Here is a 17,459-nt window from a genome sequence, read left to right on the forward strand (position 1 = left end):
CGAAAGGGCGTTGCGTTGCACGAAACGCAACTGAAGAGACACCGGTGAATGGAAGAGGTCTTCGGCATATTGCGAGCCCTGAGCTCTCAACCCGGCTTGCGACGCCGTACCGTTCGCTCGAATCGCTGAGGCGATAATAGTTAATCGATCTCAATCGCGCGGATCTAAGCACCTGATATCGCGCTAGAATATGGCGCGGAAACGATTAACAACCTTCTCTTAGTCTAACGATCTTAGGTCTGGGTGCGTTGCGACCGTCAACTTCGGCACCGACGATACTCCAGGGGGTGCGTTGCTGCGGTTGACGGGCCGGGACATGCCTCAGGCTCGCCTAGCGCGCCAAGTCCGGCGGCATGATGCCGAGGCAAGATTGGGGATGGAGGTTGATGTGACCAGAAGGGCGGCCGACTGGCCCATTGCGGATTTCGGGCCTCAGAAAATCCTGAGGGAAACGGGACCGGTGATCGATGCTGCGGGGAAGTGGCCCGGCATCATGATTATAATGACCGCTCTTTTTCTGCGGTTCGCGATCTGTATCGTCAGCATCCTGGCGCTCTCGAAAGGCGCCTGGCATTTCTTGGGGTGAAGGCATGGCCAAAAAAGCGGCTACGATGACGATCAACCAGGAGCGCGACGTATACGGGGCGATCGGCGCCTTCGTATTTCATTTTTCGCAACTGGAATTTACAATACGAGCCAGGCTCCAGCGGGTGCTGCTGCTAAAACCCGGATACAGCGATATCGTGATGGGCGGTTACGACTTCGCAATGCTCTGCACAGTCACCCGAGAGGCGCTGCTCGCCCGCAAGCGAATCAGCGACAAGCGCAAGAAGCTCATTAAGTCCTTCTTTAATGACTGTCACGGGCTGGCCAACCCAAGCAGGAATATCGTGGCGCATGCTCTCTGGACAACCGGCGGGGCAAGCCACGTCTCCCGGAACTCCTTGCAGCGTTCGCTTCATTACAGCGATCTGAACGACCTGCGCGCGCTTACAACGAAGGCCAAAGCGCTGATGATGCGAATGTTCAAGGACAGGATTTAGCCTTCGTCCTTTGCTTTCGCCTCGGCTTCCTCGACGGCTTTTTTTATCGCCTGACCACGCGCCCAAGCATCGCTAGCACGGCCTTGGCGCTTCGCACGATATTCGTCCGCCGTGTACATGATCGTTGAGAGCCCGACTTCGATGTGCCGTTGGTACTCGCCGGACTCAAAATGGTCGAGCCTGAAGTTTTCGTCTTTCGTGAGCCCCGTGTCAGGCCTTCTGGGAGCAAGCTTCAAGTTGAGGTAGGCCGTCAGGATCATCCGGTACAGCAACGCTGCAAACATATGAAGCGGCTGCTTGGTTGGAGGGACGATCAAACGCCCCTGCGACATCGCGTTGCCGTGTAGTGCGTCATTCCGCAGAAGATTGATCTCGCCGAACAACCAAACTGGGAGGGTATACAACGCGCCGCTCTTGTCGCCATAAGCCTTGTAGCTCTTCGTGGAGCAAGCCGAGTTATTCCAACTGATGCTGTTAAGCGCGGCATAGACGCCCTTGTAGGCTTCTTTTTTCGCCGGGTAGAGGATTTCGAACGCGCTGGCCCATAGCGCCACCGATCTCACGATGTCATAGAGCTTCGCATCGGCGCCCGCAGGAAGCATTGCCGCCGCGTTCGCCATGTTAAGGGAACGGAACAGTCGCTCGTCCTCGATAGACGGGCTATCATTCGCGAAACACCGCTCCCAGCGTTTGAGGAGTTCGGCCATCAACAAGATATCGACGTCGCGCCGGTCGAGCTGGTGCGTCGCCAGTGCCGGCATCGTCTGACCACGGAGGCGACGGACTTCATGGTAACCAAGCAGGGAAGGCGTCTGAGTCACTAGACCTTGGCCCTTGTTGTCTACCATCCATGGGTAAACGGCAAATGTGTCCGAATACATTGGTCCCTGGACGTGGCCGAACTGATGAACTTTGGCCCAGCTCAGGGGAATAACGGACATCGATATGAGGTCGCGAAATCCGGAGATGGCGCTGATCGTACGATAGGTGTCCGGCTTGTCCTTGCGCCAAATGATGGTGCTTGGCTGGACGGGATCGCCGAACTCAGTTTTGAATCTCTTCAGGAAGCTGCCCAACCGGGGCTGCTGCTTCTTGATGGCTGTGATGCGAAAGTCGTCCGGAGCGACCAGAGCGAAACCATCCACATCGATCGGGAATTTGACGTGAACGTTCGGCAGGCTGAACATCGGTGCCCAAAGAGGCGGCTCTTTCGCCTTAGCCATTGGCATCGTCCGGGTCGGGGACATTGAAGAGCATCAAGGTCAGCGCATATTCCCGGTTGGGATCGTTCGCGTTATGGAAGACGTACCTAAACCGCGCGGGCCCTTGGACCAGCGGGCCGGACTTGTATTGCGGGTGCGCTCGAACCGCCTCCTGTGCCTTCCATATCACATCGCTGAAGCCCTTGTTGCGGTTGAAGATGACAAGTGCCGTCTTCGTGTCTCTCCAGGTCACGTATCGCTGGAGCTGGTCGACGGCGGCGGTGAAGGCCGTCACTCCCTCCCAAATTTTGCATTCGGCGATGAAGACGTTGGCACCGCCTTGCCGGATGATGATGTCCGACTTTCCCTCGCCATTGAAGGTCTCGCCGGTTGCTTCCCCCTCGTACTGCCCGTTGAGCTGTACCAGGAAGTGGAAGCGCAAGGCCTCTTCGCCCAGATCCGCGAAGGCTTTGGGGCTGTATTCCATGACCAGCGACATGTTCTGCATGACGGAGAGGACGTGTTGGTAGATTTCCTCGGCGAGATAGAATTGCTGCTCCGCGGGGAGCTGAAAATTGAAGGGCTCGGGTCTGATCTGCTTGCGGACCGGGTGGACGGTTAGGTCAGGAGCGTTCGGCCGTCGCTTGGGCTTGAACGTCAGGCCGGCCGAAATCTGTGCCGTGGACTTGAGCTGATTGATCCGTTGGTCGATTGCGTTAATGACCATACCCCGGAAGTTCATGGGCCAAGCGCTCAGGGATTCCGCTGAGCGTTTCAGATGCTCATCGATGTTGTCCAGGATGGCATCGAACGCCCGTTGAACACCCTCAAGGCTGTGGTTCTCTTTGGGCACATACAGGGTGACTTTGTTCTCGCCGATAAAGCCAAGCGGAGGTTTCAAACCTACCGCTGTCGGTTCAGTCCTCAAGTAGCGGGCGTCTCCGGTAAAGGGTACGTCGAGAGAAAAGATGGTCCCGCGGCGCTGATCCGTGAGCGTCTTGAAGTCGATGTTATGAAGCATCGCGAGGTACGGCGCGTAAAAAAATTCGAACTCCGCGTGTTCGGCTCCGTTGCGGTCCAGAACGGGCAGGTGGATGTAATGTTCGTTGTAAAGCGCTTGGACAATATCGTCGACGGGCTGTGCGGTCAGGGACGCGAGGGTCGCACGTGATATCCGGTCGACAACCTTGCCAGTGATCCCGTGAGCTTCATCGATGATGCGCTGCCCGCGAAAAGCAGGACTGGATAGGGCGGCGGCATTGGAGAAATGGCTCGCAGGTTGCAATGTCTGACAATAGCAGTAAAGCCGTGCGCGCAATAGTGGTGTGGCCAAACCACCGCCCGCAACCTTGAACGCCCGGCCGCTTATTTTCCGGAGGATGTGGACCAAGCCCTGAAGCTTTGCCGCTTAGGCGCTACTCGCCAAGATCGCTGATTTCTCGAGAAGCAGTGGCGCACCCCACACGATTCGAACGTGTGGCCTTCGCCTTCGGAGCAATTTAACCTGCCCTACGCAAATGCGCGATAGGGCAGTCAATGCTTCGCTATCCTCCTAATCTCATTATGGAAACTAAAACCGGTGGCCGCAGCTCCTACCCTGCTGTGCGCCCCGATTTCCCTCCACATGCTTATGCGGTGCTTACGCGAGAGACGGGCTTCAAGTCGGAGAAATTCGATGACAAAGCTCAGTTAGCGGATCGTCGACGCCGCGGAAGCCCGGGAAAAGGACTACGTCATTTGGGATGACGAACTGCCCGGCTTTGGTCTTCGGGTGTTCGCATCGGGCAAACGTAGCTACCTGATTCAGTATCGTTCGGCCGGCCGCTCACGTCGCTACACTATCGGGCAGCATGGCGTCTGGACGCCGGAGCTTGCAAGAAGTATTTGAGCCCGGTCGAAAGACAGAAGTAGCTAAATTTCCACGTGCTCGACAATTTCTTTGAAAGTGCGTCGCGGCGCGTTCGATCGGGAGCAAACGAGGGATTGTAAGGTCACGCCTATGAGCATGCAGTGGCTATTGGCTAGAGCGCCGGGATTCAATGCACTAACCGCAGCTGAGCGGAACGCGATTGTCGACTTTTCACTATTGTGGAGCCTGTTCGAGGCGCTGATACTCAAGAACGCCGGCAGCGCTAATACCATACGGGCTGCAGTTGATGGCTGGTATGATAAAGGGATCCTACAAGCCGATGCCTACGATCCTCAATTGGCTTACTTCCGGGCCCGTTACTATGCGAATGGCTCCTTTACCTATCATTTCGACCACCTGCACCTGAGGCGAAACGACCAAATAGAGTTGGTCCGGTCTGTCATCGATGGGAGAAACAACGACCCGTGTTGTCGGGTCGTCACGGTATTCGTCATCGTTCTGCGTTTCAGGAACAACCTGTTCCATGGCCTAAAGTGGCAGTACGCGCTGGCGGGGCAGCTAGACAATTTCACGAGTGCGAACTCCGCGTTAATGACAGCTCTCGATCACCATGGCCAACTCCAAGGCTGAACTCCGGCGTTCAAACCACGCGGCTGTAGGTTTCGCCATCTATCACGCGCTGAACCTGTTCTTTATTTCTCGCTCCGATCCTCCCGGCTATGGTCTCCGGTGAGTAGAGAGCCGCTAGCTCACGAATGGCGCGCACTTGCTCAACTGAAAGGCGGTCATCCCGCCCGCAGATCTGCGCAATGGCCCAAGCGTCGTCCTTCCATTTGTCCGACACCCACGGTGCCGGAAGACCTTTACGCGGGTTATCCCGTAACCAGGCCTCTAACAGCCGGTCGCGTTCGTCAGGCATCGGCACAATGCGCTCGGCCAGCATCCCGTTCTCTCGAAGATATTTCAGCCCAGACTTTCCGCCGGGGATCATGTTCAAGCGCCGTGCGTCAGACCAGTGTCCTTTGACGAGCCATTCCTCCGTTGCGTAAAGAGCCTCGAGATCATCAGTAATCCCCATGACCTTATGGTGGATATAGGTCACGCGTCCTTCGCGTAGTTCCTCACGGAGTTTGCGATGAAACAGCAGTGGGCTTCCGGCATCAACAGCCCGACGATGCTCTGACCAGCGTTTCTGCCAGCTTCGCGTCGTAACGCCAACGTAGAAGAAGCCATCGTCCGGGTAGGATGGCCCCTCACCAAATATATGCTGATAAAGAACGTAGGATTTCTTCAGCCACGCCTCCGGTGCAATCAGCAGGCGGGCCGGCGCGGAGAACACTTGGCTAGGCTGTGTGACGCCAAATAGTCGCGGAGAGGTCTCAAGGCGATTCGCCGCCGCCAACAGGACTGGATCTAGCACGACGTCAAACCGGACCTCCGTTCCTAACGCTAGTTCACCCGCTTCGAGAGTATGCCCTGACTTAAATTGGTCAGGACCAACCGTTCGAAGCCCCTCCTTTACGCGATTCTGAGGCGCTATGAAGATAGGCCTATCACCCAGTGCAACGAGGTGCACAACCGGTATGAAATCTCCCGGCTTCGCGCGAATAACGCCTCCCTTTTGCTTAGCGACACTTAGCCAATGGGCGCCGTATCCGGTCCTGCACCACTGGCGGAGCAGGATCTCAATCTCACTCCGCCGCCGGTGCATGACCTTGGGCGCGAGATGTTCCCACCACTCGCCGCTGATAGTGATCATAAGGGCCTCGCTTCGTGAATTATCCCGTCTTCTTCGGGACGGCGAGCTAATAAGGAGGCCGGATTCTCGACCCACACTATCTCGCCCAGACTCAGAAATACGAGCATTCCGCGCTTGGCGCCTGTCGCCTTCAGATAATCGCTGAGCTGCGCGGCGTAGCGGTTTCGTACTGCAGAACTCGGGGTGATATCCGACTTCCAATCAACGGCCGCCTCCACGTGGCCCTCTCTGATCGCGAGCGCATCCGCTCGGCCTGCAATCAGGACACCTTCCTCGGAAGCCCAAATCGTCACTTCAGGCAGAAGAAAGGGGCGCATCTCCGCTATCTCCGGCAGGGCTAAAGCTCGCAACGCGCACCTCGCCATCTCCGTCGCATCAGGGCGGATCTCCCTCTCGTCCGCGTCCGTTAGCAACTGGGCGAGCAACTCGTCCGCACGTGAAGCCACCGGTCTCTCCTGGGCCTCCAGCCCGCCCGCCAGGAACTCCTCCATCAACTTGTGAAGGACAATCCCGCGTAATGCTCCGCCGCCGACCACTTCTATCTGTTCGGCAAGCGAGTCAGCCACGACGACTGTGTCGATAGGATCAGCTAGGCGATCTCGATCGTGGTCGCTCGGACGGCGCCAGACAACGGTCGGCGCGCTCTCGCTCACCCTTCCTTGCTCTCCCGCGAAAATGTCAGAAGATTGCTTGTTCTCGTGTGCTGCCGCTTGCCGCTGGTTCAATTCCGGAAAGCCGGAAACATCTAATTCTGGGAGTTCCCCTTGTCGGAGATCGATTGAACTGAACCATGAGTCTTTCGCAGCCTGTGGGACAAGGGGAGCCGGGATATGCAGGCGAAAACGCAAACGCGTCACACCCGGCACGATGGCGTAGGCGGCAATGATAAGTGTAAGGAAAGTGAGAAAGCCGTCGAGTGTCACTGCGTGCCCATTCTAGCTCTCATCCTGAGCGACTTGAAATCGGATACCTTTCTATCCTAGCACGAAGCCACCCTGATATAGGCAGCAATTGCTCTGCCGCGTCTCGCTCACGGGACCGGGCTCTAGTCCACTCGCTTTCGCGGGTGTCGCCGAGCCCCCGCGGATCCTAGGGAGTGCGGGATTTCGGCTCTCGGCTTCGGTCGCGATCCCTCGCACGAAGCGCAGTTATTTTTGCTGCGGTCTCACTTAAGCTTTAGGCAAAGGTCTGCGTTGTCCGGGCGGCCGACTAGGTAGACCTCTTGAAAGGTTAATGGGGCGATGGACGCAGCCAGCAGCGGCCTCATCTCTACCCAACGCTCTCGCGGAAGATGCTCCATTGCAGTACTGACGATCAGGGTATGGCCCTGACTGTGAGCCTTATTTCTGGCGCACAGTGCGAGAGCATCGATCATCGTCTCCCGCACTTGATCGGTCGAGTACGCCTCCCTCTCGTCCGCCATTTTCTCGTCGAACACGCTCTTTGGTTGGTCATCGGTCACGCCGATAAATCCGCGGCCCCAACCGGTCTTGTTTAACTCGGTCATGAGGTTAAGGCGCTCACGGGCCTGGGCGACCGTTACCTCTATGGTTCGGTGCAGGCTCGGCGTCCGATGCAGGACATTGCAGTCGGGAACGCTACTGTTCAGCGGAAATTGAACCCTGTCCGAGTTGCCCGCATGCCTGGACAGGAATAGAGCGACAGGCGTGACCTCATCCCGAAGGCGCTTCATCTGTCCTCTGCCAAGCCTGTAGTCTTCCACTAATCCGCGAGCTCTGATCTTCGGGAAGAGTGCGGCGTGGCGCTCGAAAAACTCGCCGATCTCCAGGCCAGATCTAAGCTGCTCGTAGAACGAGTCAAACATGTCCATGAGGCTTTACTGTTCCAAAGCAGTTCTCAGTGCTTGCACGCTCGGATTGTCGAGCCACGACACTATGGCATTCGGACGCTTCGCGGCCTCAACCATTCCATTGAACCACACTGCAAGCTTGTGCACCCCTGAGATGTGCATGTGTCCAGGTCCTACGGCGCATTCGGGTGTCAGCAGAGCATCGCACATGCTCCGGCTCCACATATCATGCCGAATCAGACCCACCGTCTTGTCGCCGTAATAGTCGACAATCGCGACAGGCGGACGAGGCAGATTGCGCTCGGCCGCACCTCGGAAACGCTGTTTGAGAGTGTGATTCACGTGAACGTCGCCAAACCCATATCCCCCGATTAGAAGGGCGTCCGCCTCATGCGCGTGTCGGACGAACGCCGAGTAGAAAGACTGAAACGGCTCCACGAGCAACTGGTCGAGTTTAAATCCGCCTGCGACCAGGGTGCTGGCCTGAAACACTCTCCCGTCAGACCGTGTCTCCGTCCATCGCCCCCATGATCGTCGATAAACGTCGACTGAAGGTCGCGTTGCCATTTAATCGCTTGGCTCGACGGGCCTGCCAAAGTGTGATGCACACTGCCGTGCAGTTGATACATGAATCCCCAATCTGCCCGGCTACACACAGCATTGCTGTCAAAGAAGCCATCGGGAGCGAAGCCCGTAAAGGCGTCCGGCCAAGCTCTTAATGCGAGATCGTCATAGTTCAGGTTATAAATGCCGAGATCAAACGCCGTCCGCAGCTTGCGAAACAGGGCCTGATAAGAGCGGAAGTCCTCGCACTTGTCGTCAAACTCCCGGCAGTACGAACGCATCTGCCTCGCAAGCGCGCTGAGAAGGTAGCTCAGTTCCGAATTAATCAAAATTGAAGGCCCATAGCGTTCTGGAACACTGTCATATGGGAACCGAAGATCCATAGCCGTGTCGGCACTCCTTATGATCTCACGCAAGGATGTACCGTATGGTGCGGGCATCGCCCAATGCGCCAGAGCGGTCATGTCGCCGAGTGCCTTTTCAAAATTTACTTGCGGCTGACTGTCTGGATTGACCATCCTGTTGCTTGATTGATAGTAACGCTCGATCGAATCCCACACCTTCACGAAGCAGTTTTCGATGGCAGGACCGCTCGCGTCCTTATCATTGAGCCAATTGTTGCTCCAATCGCGCATTTTCCGCCCGAGGCAAGCCACCGACGGCATTCCGAAAGGGATTGAACTGCCGGCTCCGAGTATTACGAGCAGCTTTTTCTTGCGCGTCATTCGACCCTGCCTCGGAGCAGTAATTTGGCGACGACGGCTGACACTTGATTTTCATAGCCCTGATCGGACATGCGCTTGAGACGCTCTCTCAGCCAGGGCTCATCCCAAAGCTCCCAATTCTTTTCGGCAAAATGTCTCTGCAGACCCGTACGATCGGCATCCGAAGCAATGCGGCCACAAGCCAAACAGAGCTTCGCGTTAGGACGGCATGCCCCGGATTCGGCGAATTGGAGCCTCAATCGCTCAAAGACGACGGCCCTCAACTTGCCGTCAGCAAACAGTTTGAATCGCTCCGCGGATTTTTCGTCGCTGCCGTCGAACGCGCGTAGCGCGACACCTCGGGAGTCAAGATAGCTCTTGCATTCGACGATCTTCAGGAGATTGTCGCGCCCACTATAAGCAACAATGTCCAGTTCCCAGCGGGGCGAGGACGGTCGGCCGATTAGGCGCTTTTCTTCTTTGGTCAGCTCGACCTTGATGGAGGTGCGGACCCAATAGCCTTCCATCCAGAGAATTTCGCTTACCGACTGCTCGAATGCGTCCACCCGGCGCCCCTATTCCGCATCTTCCCAGTCAAATGACACGACATATCCATTCGGCCCAAGGTCGCTGATTGCGTATAGCTCCTCGGCCTTCCACGCTCGTAAATCGTAAGGTTTTCCGTCTTGGTCGAAAAACACCAAATAGAAATAGTACGAGTCGCGTGCGTTTGCGGTGAGAGAGATCTTATGTTCGGTTTCGGACAGGAAAAAGCGATAGCCTGGAGCTGTCCGATTTTTTCCCGCTGACTTCACCTCGATAAAGCGCTCCTTGCCCGGTGCGGTGTACGACACAAAATCGTATCCGCACCCAAGCATATCGCGGCAATCCTTGATCAGCTTGATAAGTGCCTTGTGGTCCGCGCCTTCCAAGCGCTCCTTTTCCCACTTCAGCGCGAAATCCTCGCTCAATTTTCCTATCTTGTTACGGTTCTCCAACATTTCATCGATGTTGATCCTTCGATGGTTCCTCTTATGAAGGGCGCTGACGTGCTTTTGCTCGTCGGGAGCGCGGATATAGGTGTTGTACAGAAACGTCATGAACTTGGGATTGCTCCAAGATTTCGTGATGCGGTTTTCCAGCTTCGCTTGCAGCAACAGATGTTGTTGTTCACTGATAGCCGAATCCTCCGGGAGGCCGAGCGCCGTGCTCAGCGTTTCGATGTGCTCTTTGCTGCATACGTTTAGATACAGCTCCGGAAAATAGAGGCTCAGAATCTTTGCTTTGAAGTTCTGCGAAATCTCGATGTCGTCAATGTCGGAGAATCGCTGCGACCGCCCGGCGTCTATCAGGTCGAGGAGATTCATTTTGACGGCGGTGAATGCCTGCTCCTTGGAGCTGAATCGCTTGTGAAACCGGTACTTCATCGTTGTATCGGGCTTTGCCTTACCGAAATAGATTCCGAATTTCATGGCGGTGGCGCCAAGGATATTGGCCCACGGCTTGGTCTTGGCTTCGACATAGGTACAGAACGACGGCGTTCCTTTACCCATGACGTAGCCGTCCAAGGTCAGGTTCTTGAGTCGGTCTATCGGAAACGCTCGCAGGAAGGCTCCTCGGCATTGAGCCGCCACATCCTCAAACGAACTGTCGAAACGCTGCGAAAACTCCTTGAGCTTTGCATCATAGGCAGGCGGCATCTACTTATCTCATCAATCAATCGAAAAATTGACGATACGCCATGTATGGTTGTTTGAGCAAATATCGCACTGCATACATGTGGTGAAAGCTGTGGCGTCCCTGCGTTTTTGCGTGCGGGCTGTCGTGAACGGAGCCGAAGGCGTCTCCGGGTAGGGTAGGCGCGGGACACCTCGTTAGAGGATATCCCTACGCCTCCTTCCAAACCGTGCGGGCACCTTTCAATGCACATGGCTTTCCGTACGCGCATGCTTTCGACCTGAAACGGTTGTTCGGCATGACGGGCACAGGACAATGGTCTTGCGCCGCCAACCGGACTGTTTCAAAACCGTCAGCGATCCGCTTCGCAGGTCTCGCATGCTCGACGCCCTCACCAATCGAGGAGTACGAACATACCTGATGAAAGCCCCACCACCGTGGCACGTCGCACGCCTTGGAATAAGGGCAAGCTGATTGGGGCCAAGCCCCCGCTACGGCGAAGCCAAGTCTGGTCGATCCGCACCCGACTCCTGATCGAAAGACGGACCCGCGACCTCGCAAATTGCCCGTGCGCCGCGGTTATAGCAGGACGTGCAAGGGCCAAAGTGATCCGGCAAATCGCGCCACGGCGCGCCAGATCGCAGGACCCTACCAGGATCTGACACTCCTCTCCAGAAGGAGGTCACGATTTGGCGCCGGCCCGGTGTGACGGTCAAATTCATGGATGTCACGTAGGGTCTTCCGGACTCCGGCCGAGCAGCCACAGACAGGGATAGGCTCTGCGAGACTGCCGTCCTTTCTTACCCCGCCTTGCGATCGGGGTCGCCCCCGTTCTCCAGCAATGGCATGTCCAGACTTGGGATATCCGGCATAGCCTTGCCGGCTATGGCCTGAAGATCTCCTACCATCCCCACGGTGGAGTCGATGACAGCCAATATCTGGGTTTCCCGCTTGGCCCATTGTCGGCCCATGAACTTGCGCTCCTTGTCGAGATCTTCCCGCATGTCGTTGAACTTCTCGACCACGGCTTCCACGCGCTGCCTGAATTTGGTGCCCGTCAGATAGTGATAAACCTCCTCCATTTTGGTCTTCTGACCTTGCTGTACGAGTCGCGAACCGCTGATGTCAATGAGCGCCTGACGGAGAGCCACGGCAACCGGCAGTGCACAGCGGGGGTGCGTCACCCACACGCCGTCGACGAGGTCGAAATGCTCAACTTGCTTGGGAAGTGTCTGCGATACTATGAGAGCAACATCAGCCCCACACCGGCGTTGATCGTCCCGAAGCTTGCCGAGCCATCCATCGCTCCAAGCTTTGGTACGCTTCGATTCCCAGAGAATAATGCCCGCCGGCTGCCCGAGTGATCCGTTGACTTGCTGAACCACGTCAGCGCCAAGCTCACCCTTTCCCACTGGCTCGACCAGGTCGGTTGGAAAACGACCGCGCAGAAGCCCTTCGAGTTCAAGTTCCAGGACCTCGCCCTGTGACTGCTGCGATCCCTGCTCGGCCTTACGCTTCAACTCCTCGATCGTTCGGGACATCGACTCGATCGTCTGATCTTTCTCCGCGACCCGCAGCCGAGCCGCCTCGTCGGCCTCTTGCTTGGCCTTTATCTGGATCTGATCGACCAAGCCCTGGACACGCTTCTCAACAGTCAAGTCCAACTCTCGCTTCTCCTCGTCGAGAGCCCGCTGCCTCCGGATGAGTGCAGCCTGTGCCTGTTGCGCCTCAGCCAGCTTGACATTGTTGGCTTCAAGCACCAGCCGAAGTTCCGTCGCTTCATCGGTTCGGGCCTGTAGCTCGGCCGCCGCCGCGTCCCGGGCTTTCTTGGCTTCCGCAGCGACGAGCCGGCTGCGTTCCGCGGCCAATCTTTGCGCCACTTGGTCTTCGACCAGCTCGCGATCCTTTTCGAGCTGTTCGCGCTCCCCTCGGAGGGCTTCCGCTTTGCGTGCGATTTCCGCATCCTTGTTGGCCAGCTGTTCCTGAAACTTCTGACGTGTTTCCGCAAGAAGGGGCGCGGCAAGCGATTCCGTCAACCGGATCTCGTGATTGCAATTCGGGCAATGAAGTATGGGTTCATGGGCGGCACCAACCGCGGTTACGTTGAATGTCATGAACCCTCCCGTCCCTCGCACCAACGATAGCCGTGATCCGGCCAGCTTCGTTACGCTTGCGATATGGCTTTAGCGCTATTTCAACGCTCTGGTCGAACGCCGCCGGTATGTGCCCGCAGCTTTTCCACTGAAACCAGCTTGACACGTGCTTAAGCAGCTTTAACAGGCAAGGTTGCTTCTTCTCAGCAGCTTGGCGCCCTCAGTCCGCGTTATCTCCGGAGCGTCGATTGCGATGCAGTTTCGAAATTATGGTCGGGTGCTGCTCCGGCGCGACTGCCGGAGGAACAATGATCCGTATTCTGCACACGGCTGATTGGCATATCGGTCAAACTTTACGCGGTTTCTCTCGGGAGCATGAGCACCGCAAGGTGTTTGAGCGGCTCGAACAGATAGTCGTAGAGCGGGATGTCGATGCTCTCGTCATCGCCGGCGACGTGTTTGACAGCCAAAATCCTTCCGGGGAAGCGCAGCAGCTCTTCTGGGCGGAATGCACTGGCGTTCGCTGCTCGAAGGATAACGCGCGTCGGCGTTCGCCGTCCAGGCTCTCGCGAACCGAGCCGCTTGGGTGCGTCTCGGCTTTCGGCTTCGATCCTTCGCGCGAGAGCACATGCCTTTGGCCGGGGTAGAAACAGAGACCGGGCCATTATGCAGCAGCCACCTGCACAAAGGCCCGGCCTTATCTTACTTGCCGCGATACCGAACGGCTGCAAAGGACACTTCAGATCCTTTGGAGAGGTTTCGCTTTGCACCCGGGTTGCGACCCCGAGGTGGCAATGTCTCAGTCGCGAGGCCGCGACTACTTCTTTTTCTTTGAGGTCTTCTTTGCCACTTTCTTGGTGGCTGCCTTCGCGGTCTTCTTTGCCTTCTTCGCTTTCTTGGCCATGTCGTCCTCTGTAAAAAACCGACTCAGTGAACGTGCGCACGCCATGCATCGACTTGCGCAACGCTGACACGATATCACGAATGCAAAACTGATACCAACCGCGTCGCCGAAGCCGCTCTTGACTCGCTCGTCGGGGGCGGTCCGTCCGCGTCCCGCCTTTGACGATGCTATGCTGACGTTCCTGCGGCTGCCGTACGCACATCCCTTGAATGCGTCGGCTGGAGAGGTGAACAATGACGATGGCCGCATGATTTGCCGCGGCCCGCGTCTCGTCCAGCCGCCCGGAGGAGGCAAAGTCATCGTCCAATTGCCGGACTCGCCGCACAGTTTTCGTGGCGCAACAGAACGCGCAGCGTGAAGGCCGATGATCCCGAGCGCATTCTGGGCGAATGGTAGGCGTTCGATAAGGACATCGGCGTGCTGCGCGACGACTATCGGGTCGAATGTTCAAGCAGCGAGCGTTTCTGGCTATTCTAGACTCGCCCAGCCGAAGCGGGCGGCCGCAGGTGGGGTGCTTTCCGTGCCGCTCTCGGAAAGCACCGCTCGGAGCGGAACGAACGCGATGGCGATCGTCGGTCCGCGCCGATCAGCTCCGGCCGTAAACTTCGGCACCGCCGCCGCGCGCAGGGCCGGCGGTAGGATCGACGCCTTCAGGAAGATCGACGACGAGCGAATGGGTCGTCAGGATTAGCTTGGCCACCGACACCGCATTCTCGAGAGCGGCGCAGGTAACCTTGACGGGATCAATGACGCCGGCTTCGAACATGTCGGTAAATCTGCCGCTCCTGGCATCGAAGCCCGTGCCGGGTTGCTCGGCGACGACCCGTGTCACGATCATAGCGCCATCCTGTCCGGCATTGCCGGCGATGATCGCCAATGGGCGCTTGATCGCGTCGCGGACCAGCATCGCACCGGCTTGTGCGCCATCAACCTCCTGATTCACCAATGGATCGAGCCGCGCTGCGACCTGCGCGAGGGCAGTACCGCCACCGGCCACCACACCTTCGCCACGGGCAGCCCGGGCTGCGTTAAGGCCATCTTCGAGGAGTTGCGCCGTGCGTTTTTGCTCGACCGGCGTGGCGCCGCCTGCGAGCAGGAGTGCGGTCCCGCGGGTGAGCTTTGCAAGGCGATCGGCCAGCTTGTCGCGCTCGATATTCTGCGGTGCCTCGTCCCACAGCTTCTGGACCAGTTGCCGCCGCCCGTCGATGGCCGCCTTGTCGCCATTGCCGCCCAGGATCACGGTCGCGGATGCGGATACCCTCGCGCGCGTCGCATTGCCCAGATCGGCGATCGTCACCTCCTCGATCCGGGCACCCAGGTCGCGCGCGATCACCCGGCCACCCGTCATAATCGCGAGATCCTCCATCATCGCCTTGCGCCAATGGCCGAATTCCGGCGGATTGATCGCGACGACGGTGCCACGTCCCTGAAGCCGAGCCTGCATCACCGCCGCGATGACCTCAGGCGCGATCTCGTCCGCTACCAGCAGCAGCGGACGCCCGCTTTCCTTGAGCTGGTCGAGGATACGCAGGATCGGCTCGGCCGATGGCACTTTGTGGTCGGTCAGCAGGATCGCCGGATTGTCGAGTTCGGCGACCAGGCTTGAACTGTCGGTCGCCATATGGTGCGATACGAATCCGCGATCGAGCACGAGCCCTTCGTCGACCTCCAGTCGCGTCGGTGAGCCCGGGAACGCATATTCGACATGGACGACGCCTTCGATGCCGACCCGCTCGAGCGCTTCCGCTATAAGCTCTCCCAGTGACGTCTCGGTGGCCGCGACGCTTGCAACCATGCGCAATTCGCCCTGACGCAGCGGCCGAGAGTCCTCTCGCAGTGCTTTAATGACCAGATCGCAGGCGTGGTCCATGCCGGCGACAACGTCGACCGCCTTGTGCTCGTGCTCGACCAGTTTCACGCCATCCTGCACCAGCGCATTGGCGAGCGCTGTCGCGGTCGTGGTGCCGTCACCGGCGATCTCATTGGTCTGGGCTGACACCTCGCGAACAACCTGCGCGCCCAGATTCTCGAACCGGCAGGGTAACTCGATCTCGGCCGCGATGCTGACACCATCGCGCGACACCAACGGCGTCCCGATCGGGCGATCCATGATGACGTTGGTTCCCTTGGGGCCGAGCGTACCGACTACAGCGCGGGCAAGCTGGTCCACGCCGCGCGCAAGCGCCGCCCTAGCTTCAGCATCGTAAAGCATGATCTTGGCCATCTATCGTCTCCTGTGTGCGCCGCCATCCGCTGGGCCGAGCCTTGTCATTCCGGTCTGGCTAGTGGGATGGTACGCGCCTGTGGCGCGGCCGCCGGCGCGTGATCGTGTCATTCGTATTGGAGCGCCTCGTCCATGTCCCCGAAGAGGATCACGGTGTTCTCGTCGATCATCACCATCCGGCCGTAATGGGTGGCGGTGGAAATCTCGAAGATGTGCGGTGTCATCTCGCGGCCGAGCGCCTCGCTGATCTCGGCCATGTCGAAGACGATCTTACCTTCGCCGTCCACACGGATCATCGCCGGCAGGTAGGTGACCTTGATTCCGGGACGCTGTTCCATGATCTCGGCAATGCAGCGTGCCTCGACGCTGTCGTTCATCGTCACCCCGCATTGATGCGAGATGGTGCGTTCCTGGGTGATGTCCTTGAGCGGCGTGAAGAGCTGCTGCTCGGTGGTAACGGCCATGTTGTGGGTTCCTTTCGTGGCGCGATTATTCGACGGGCTCGGCGACCTGCAGCTCCGGCATCGGAATTTGCGTCGAGAAGACGCCGATCTCCGACACGATCGCCTGCAGGCGGTTGATCGCCGACGCATAAGATTCGGCGAACTGCGCGGATTTCACCCGCGGCTGTGACCAGATGGGTTGTAGATCGAGCGCCGCCTGGGTCGCGATCGGCGAATATTCGTCGAACCAGTCTTGCAGCACGCGCCGATTGTCCTCACCATGCGCGGGATCGCGCACAAGAGTCGCAAACAGCTCAACCGTATTGGCAAGGTTGCGCTCGTAATCCGCTTCCGCCGCCGAGATGATGGCGGGCGACGAATAGTCGCTCTGTGTCGCCGCGACCTGCATGACGAAACCAGAGCGGAACAGCTCGCCTACCAGTGGCTCGAATAGCACGTTGACGATGAAATACTGCTCCAGGAAATCCTCGGCGCCGCGTGCAGATTCCACGAGTTCGCGAGCCTTCTGCCAGATCGAGTTCTCCAGCCAATTGCGCTTGCCGGCGTCGACGTCGAAGCCTTCGATGTCGAGCGCGATCTCGCCGAGATAGAGCGTTAGATCCTGCGCCAGCCGCAGTTTGTAGGACGAGTTGGTCAGGATCGCGTTGTTGACCATTTGGGTATAGCCGTAGCGTTGCGCGCGCATCAGCGCGGTGCCCAGGCCATATTCGGCATGCTTGAAGGCACCCAGATGATCTTGCAGTATTTTCACCCACGCCTTGTCGAAGCGCCTCGGTGCTCCGGCGCGCCGCGCGTTGTCGATTACGTTCTTGATCATGCCGCAGATGGTCGACTGGCGTTGGTAATGCGTCCGTTCCCATTCCTGGTCGGGCGCGCGATAGAGGTGCCAGTCGCTGCTCTTCAGCGCGGTCCACTCCTTCGAGTATGTCGGCGTGCCGTCCCCGAAGGACATGATCCAATTCTGGAGGAGGTAGCGTTCGGGGTCCGGCTGGACGTCAACGGTGACGTCCTCGTAATGCGTCGCCCGACGCCCCTTCGGCTCGAAATAATTATAGGCTCGGCTATCCGATCCCGGAAAGGTCTTGGCGCCCGCCGCTGCGGACCTCTGCTCCTGCTCCATCACTCGTCCAGACATCGTCTTCTCC

Annotated in this window: 16 protein-coding genes and 1 pseudogene; 5 read left to right on the forward strand and 12 right to left on the reverse strand. The window is 58.1% G+C overall.

Going from position 1 to position 17,459, the window contains the following annotated elements:
* Positions 1-376: 376 nt before the first annotated feature.
* Together JJC00_RS06760 and JJC00_RS06765 are read left to right on the forward strand one after the other, a co-directional pair.
* Entirely contained in the window at positions 377-586 is a 210-nt protein-coding gene (locus tag JJC00_RS06760) for a hypothetical protein (RefSeq protein WP_200471925.1), read from the forward strand.
* Between the two features lie 4 nt (positions 587-590).
* Positions 591-1,043: a hypothetical protein gene (locus JJC00_RS06765; RefSeq protein WP_200471926.1), complete on the forward strand. Its 453-nt coding sequence runs from the start codon at positions 591-593 to the stop codon at positions 1,041-1,043.
* Here JJC00_RS06765 and JJC00_RS06770 read toward each other — a convergent pair.
* Both JJC00_RS06770 and JJC00_RS06775 read right to left on the reverse strand, forming a co-directional pair.
* A complete protein-coding gene (locus JJC00_RS06770; protein WP_200471927.1) occupies positions 1,040-2,266 on the reverse strand; it encodes a hypothetical protein in 1,227 nt (408 codons plus the stop codon). The genes JJC00_RS06765 and JJC00_RS06770 overlap by 4 nt on opposite strands.
* On the reverse strand, positions 2,259-3,635 hold the full coding sequence (locus JJC00_RS06775; RefSeq protein ID WP_200471928.1) for a hypothetical protein: 1,377 nt from the start codon (positions 3,633-3,635) through the stop codon (positions 2,259-2,261). Before JJC00_RS06775 ends, JJC00_RS06770 begins: the two co-directional genes overlap by 8 nt.
* A gap of 306 nt (positions 3,636-3,941) precedes the next feature.
* Between JJC00_RS06775 and JJC00_RS06780 the strand changes: the two are divergent.
* Both JJC00_RS06780 and JJC00_RS06785 read left to right on the forward strand, forming a co-directional pair.
* Positions 3,942-4,124, forward strand: a pseudogene (locus tag JJC00_RS06780) (Arm DNA-binding domain-containing protein); the annotation flags it as partial.
* 120 nt (positions 4,125-4,244) lie between these two features.
* Entirely contained in the window at positions 4,245-4,745 is a 501-nt protein-coding gene (locus tag JJC00_RS06785) for a hypothetical protein (RefSeq protein ID WP_246774101.1), read from the forward strand.
* 10 nt (positions 4,746-4,755) lie between these two features.
* Here JJC00_RS06785 and JJC00_RS06790 read toward each other — a convergent pair whose 3' ends face one another.
* The 7 genes from JJC00_RS06790 to JJC00_RS06825 all read right to left on the reverse strand — a co-directional run bounded on the left by JJC00_RS06790 (position 4,756) and on the right by JJC00_RS06825 (position 12,743).
* Complete coding sequence (locus JJC00_RS06790; RefSeq protein WP_246774102.1) at positions 4,756-5,874, reverse strand: hypothetical protein; 1,119 nt, start codon at positions 5,872-5,874, stop codon at positions 4,756-4,758.
* On the reverse strand, positions 5,871-6,797 hold the full coding sequence (locus JJC00_RS06795; RefSeq protein WP_200471929.1) for a PD-(D/E)XK nuclease family protein: 927 nt from the start codon (positions 6,795-6,797) through the stop codon (positions 5,871-5,873). The genes JJC00_RS06790 and JJC00_RS06795 overlap by 4 nt, the downstream gene beginning before the upstream one ends.
* Positions 6,798-7,039: 242 nt before the next feature.
* Entirely contained in the window at positions 7,040-7,705 is a 666-nt protein-coding gene (locus JJC00_RS06800) for a hypothetical protein (protein WP_200471930.1), read from the reverse strand.
* Between the two features lie 350 nt (positions 7,706-8,055).
* Positions 8,056-8,973 carry a hypothetical protein gene (locus JJC00_RS06805; RefSeq protein ID WP_200471931.1) on the reverse strand — a complete coding sequence of 306 codons (918 nt, stop codon included), beginning with the start codon at positions 8,971-8,973 and terminating at the stop codon, positions 8,056-8,058.
* Positions 8,970-9,518 carry a hypothetical protein gene (locus JJC00_RS06810; protein WP_200471932.1) on the reverse strand — a complete coding sequence of 183 codons (549 nt, stop codon included), beginning with the start codon at positions 9,516-9,518 and terminating at the stop codon, positions 8,970-8,972. The genes JJC00_RS06805 and JJC00_RS06810 overlap by 4 nt, the downstream gene beginning before the upstream one ends.
* Positions 9,519-9,527: 9 nt before the next feature.
* On the reverse strand, positions 9,528-10,652 hold the full coding sequence (locus JJC00_RS06815) for a DUF3883 domain-containing protein (protein ID WP_200471933.1): 1,125 nt from the start codon (positions 10,650-10,652) through the stop codon (positions 9,528-9,530).
* A gap of 777 nt (positions 10,653-11,429) precedes the next feature.
* Positions 11,430-12,743, reverse strand: a complete 1,314-nt coding sequence (locus JJC00_RS06825) for a DUF2130 domain-containing protein (protein ID WP_200471934.1) — start codon at positions 12,741-12,743, stop codon at positions 11,430-11,432.
* A 287-nt stretch (positions 12,744-13,030) separates the two neighbouring features.
* Here JJC00_RS06825 and JJC00_RS38885 point away from each other — a divergent pair, with 287 nt between their 5' ends.
* The gene (locus tag JJC00_RS38885) at positions 13,031-13,369 is read left to right on the forward strand and encodes a metallophosphoesterase family protein (protein WP_246774103.1); all 339 of its coding nucleotides are present in this window, start codon (positions 13,031-13,033) and stop codon (positions 13,367-13,369) included.
* A gap of 843 nt (positions 13,370-14,212) precedes the next feature.
* Here JJC00_RS38885 and groEL read toward each other — a convergent pair.
* The 3 genes from groEL to JJC00_RS06845 all read right to left on the reverse strand — a co-directional run bounded on the left by groEL (position 14,213) and on the right by JJC00_RS06845 (position 17,449).
* Complete coding sequence (groEL, locus tag JJC00_RS06835) at positions 14,213-15,850, reverse strand: chaperonin GroEL (RefSeq protein ID WP_200471935.1); 1,638 nt, start codon at positions 15,848-15,850, stop codon at positions 14,213-14,215.
* A gap of 107 nt (positions 15,851-15,957) precedes the next feature.
* Positions 15,958-16,314: an MmoB/DmpM family protein gene (locus tag JJC00_RS06840; RefSeq protein WP_027545366.1), complete on the reverse strand. Its 357-nt coding sequence runs from the start codon at positions 16,312-16,314 to the stop codon at positions 15,958-15,960.
* A 25-nt stretch (positions 16,315-16,339) separates the two neighbouring features.
* Complete coding sequence (locus JJC00_RS06845; RefSeq protein ID WP_246774104.1) at positions 16,340-17,449, reverse strand: aromatic/alkene monooxygenase hydroxylase subunit beta; 1,110 nt, start codon at positions 17,447-17,449, stop codon at positions 16,340-16,342.
* Between the last annotated feature and the right edge of the window lie 10 nt (positions 17,450-17,459).

The organism is Bradyrhizobium diazoefficiens (genome assembly GCF_016616885.1).
In the GTDB taxonomy this organism is placed as follows: domain Bacteria; phylum Pseudomonadota; class Alphaproteobacteria; order Rhizobiales; family Xanthobacteraceae; genus Bradyrhizobium; species Bradyrhizobium diazoefficiens_F.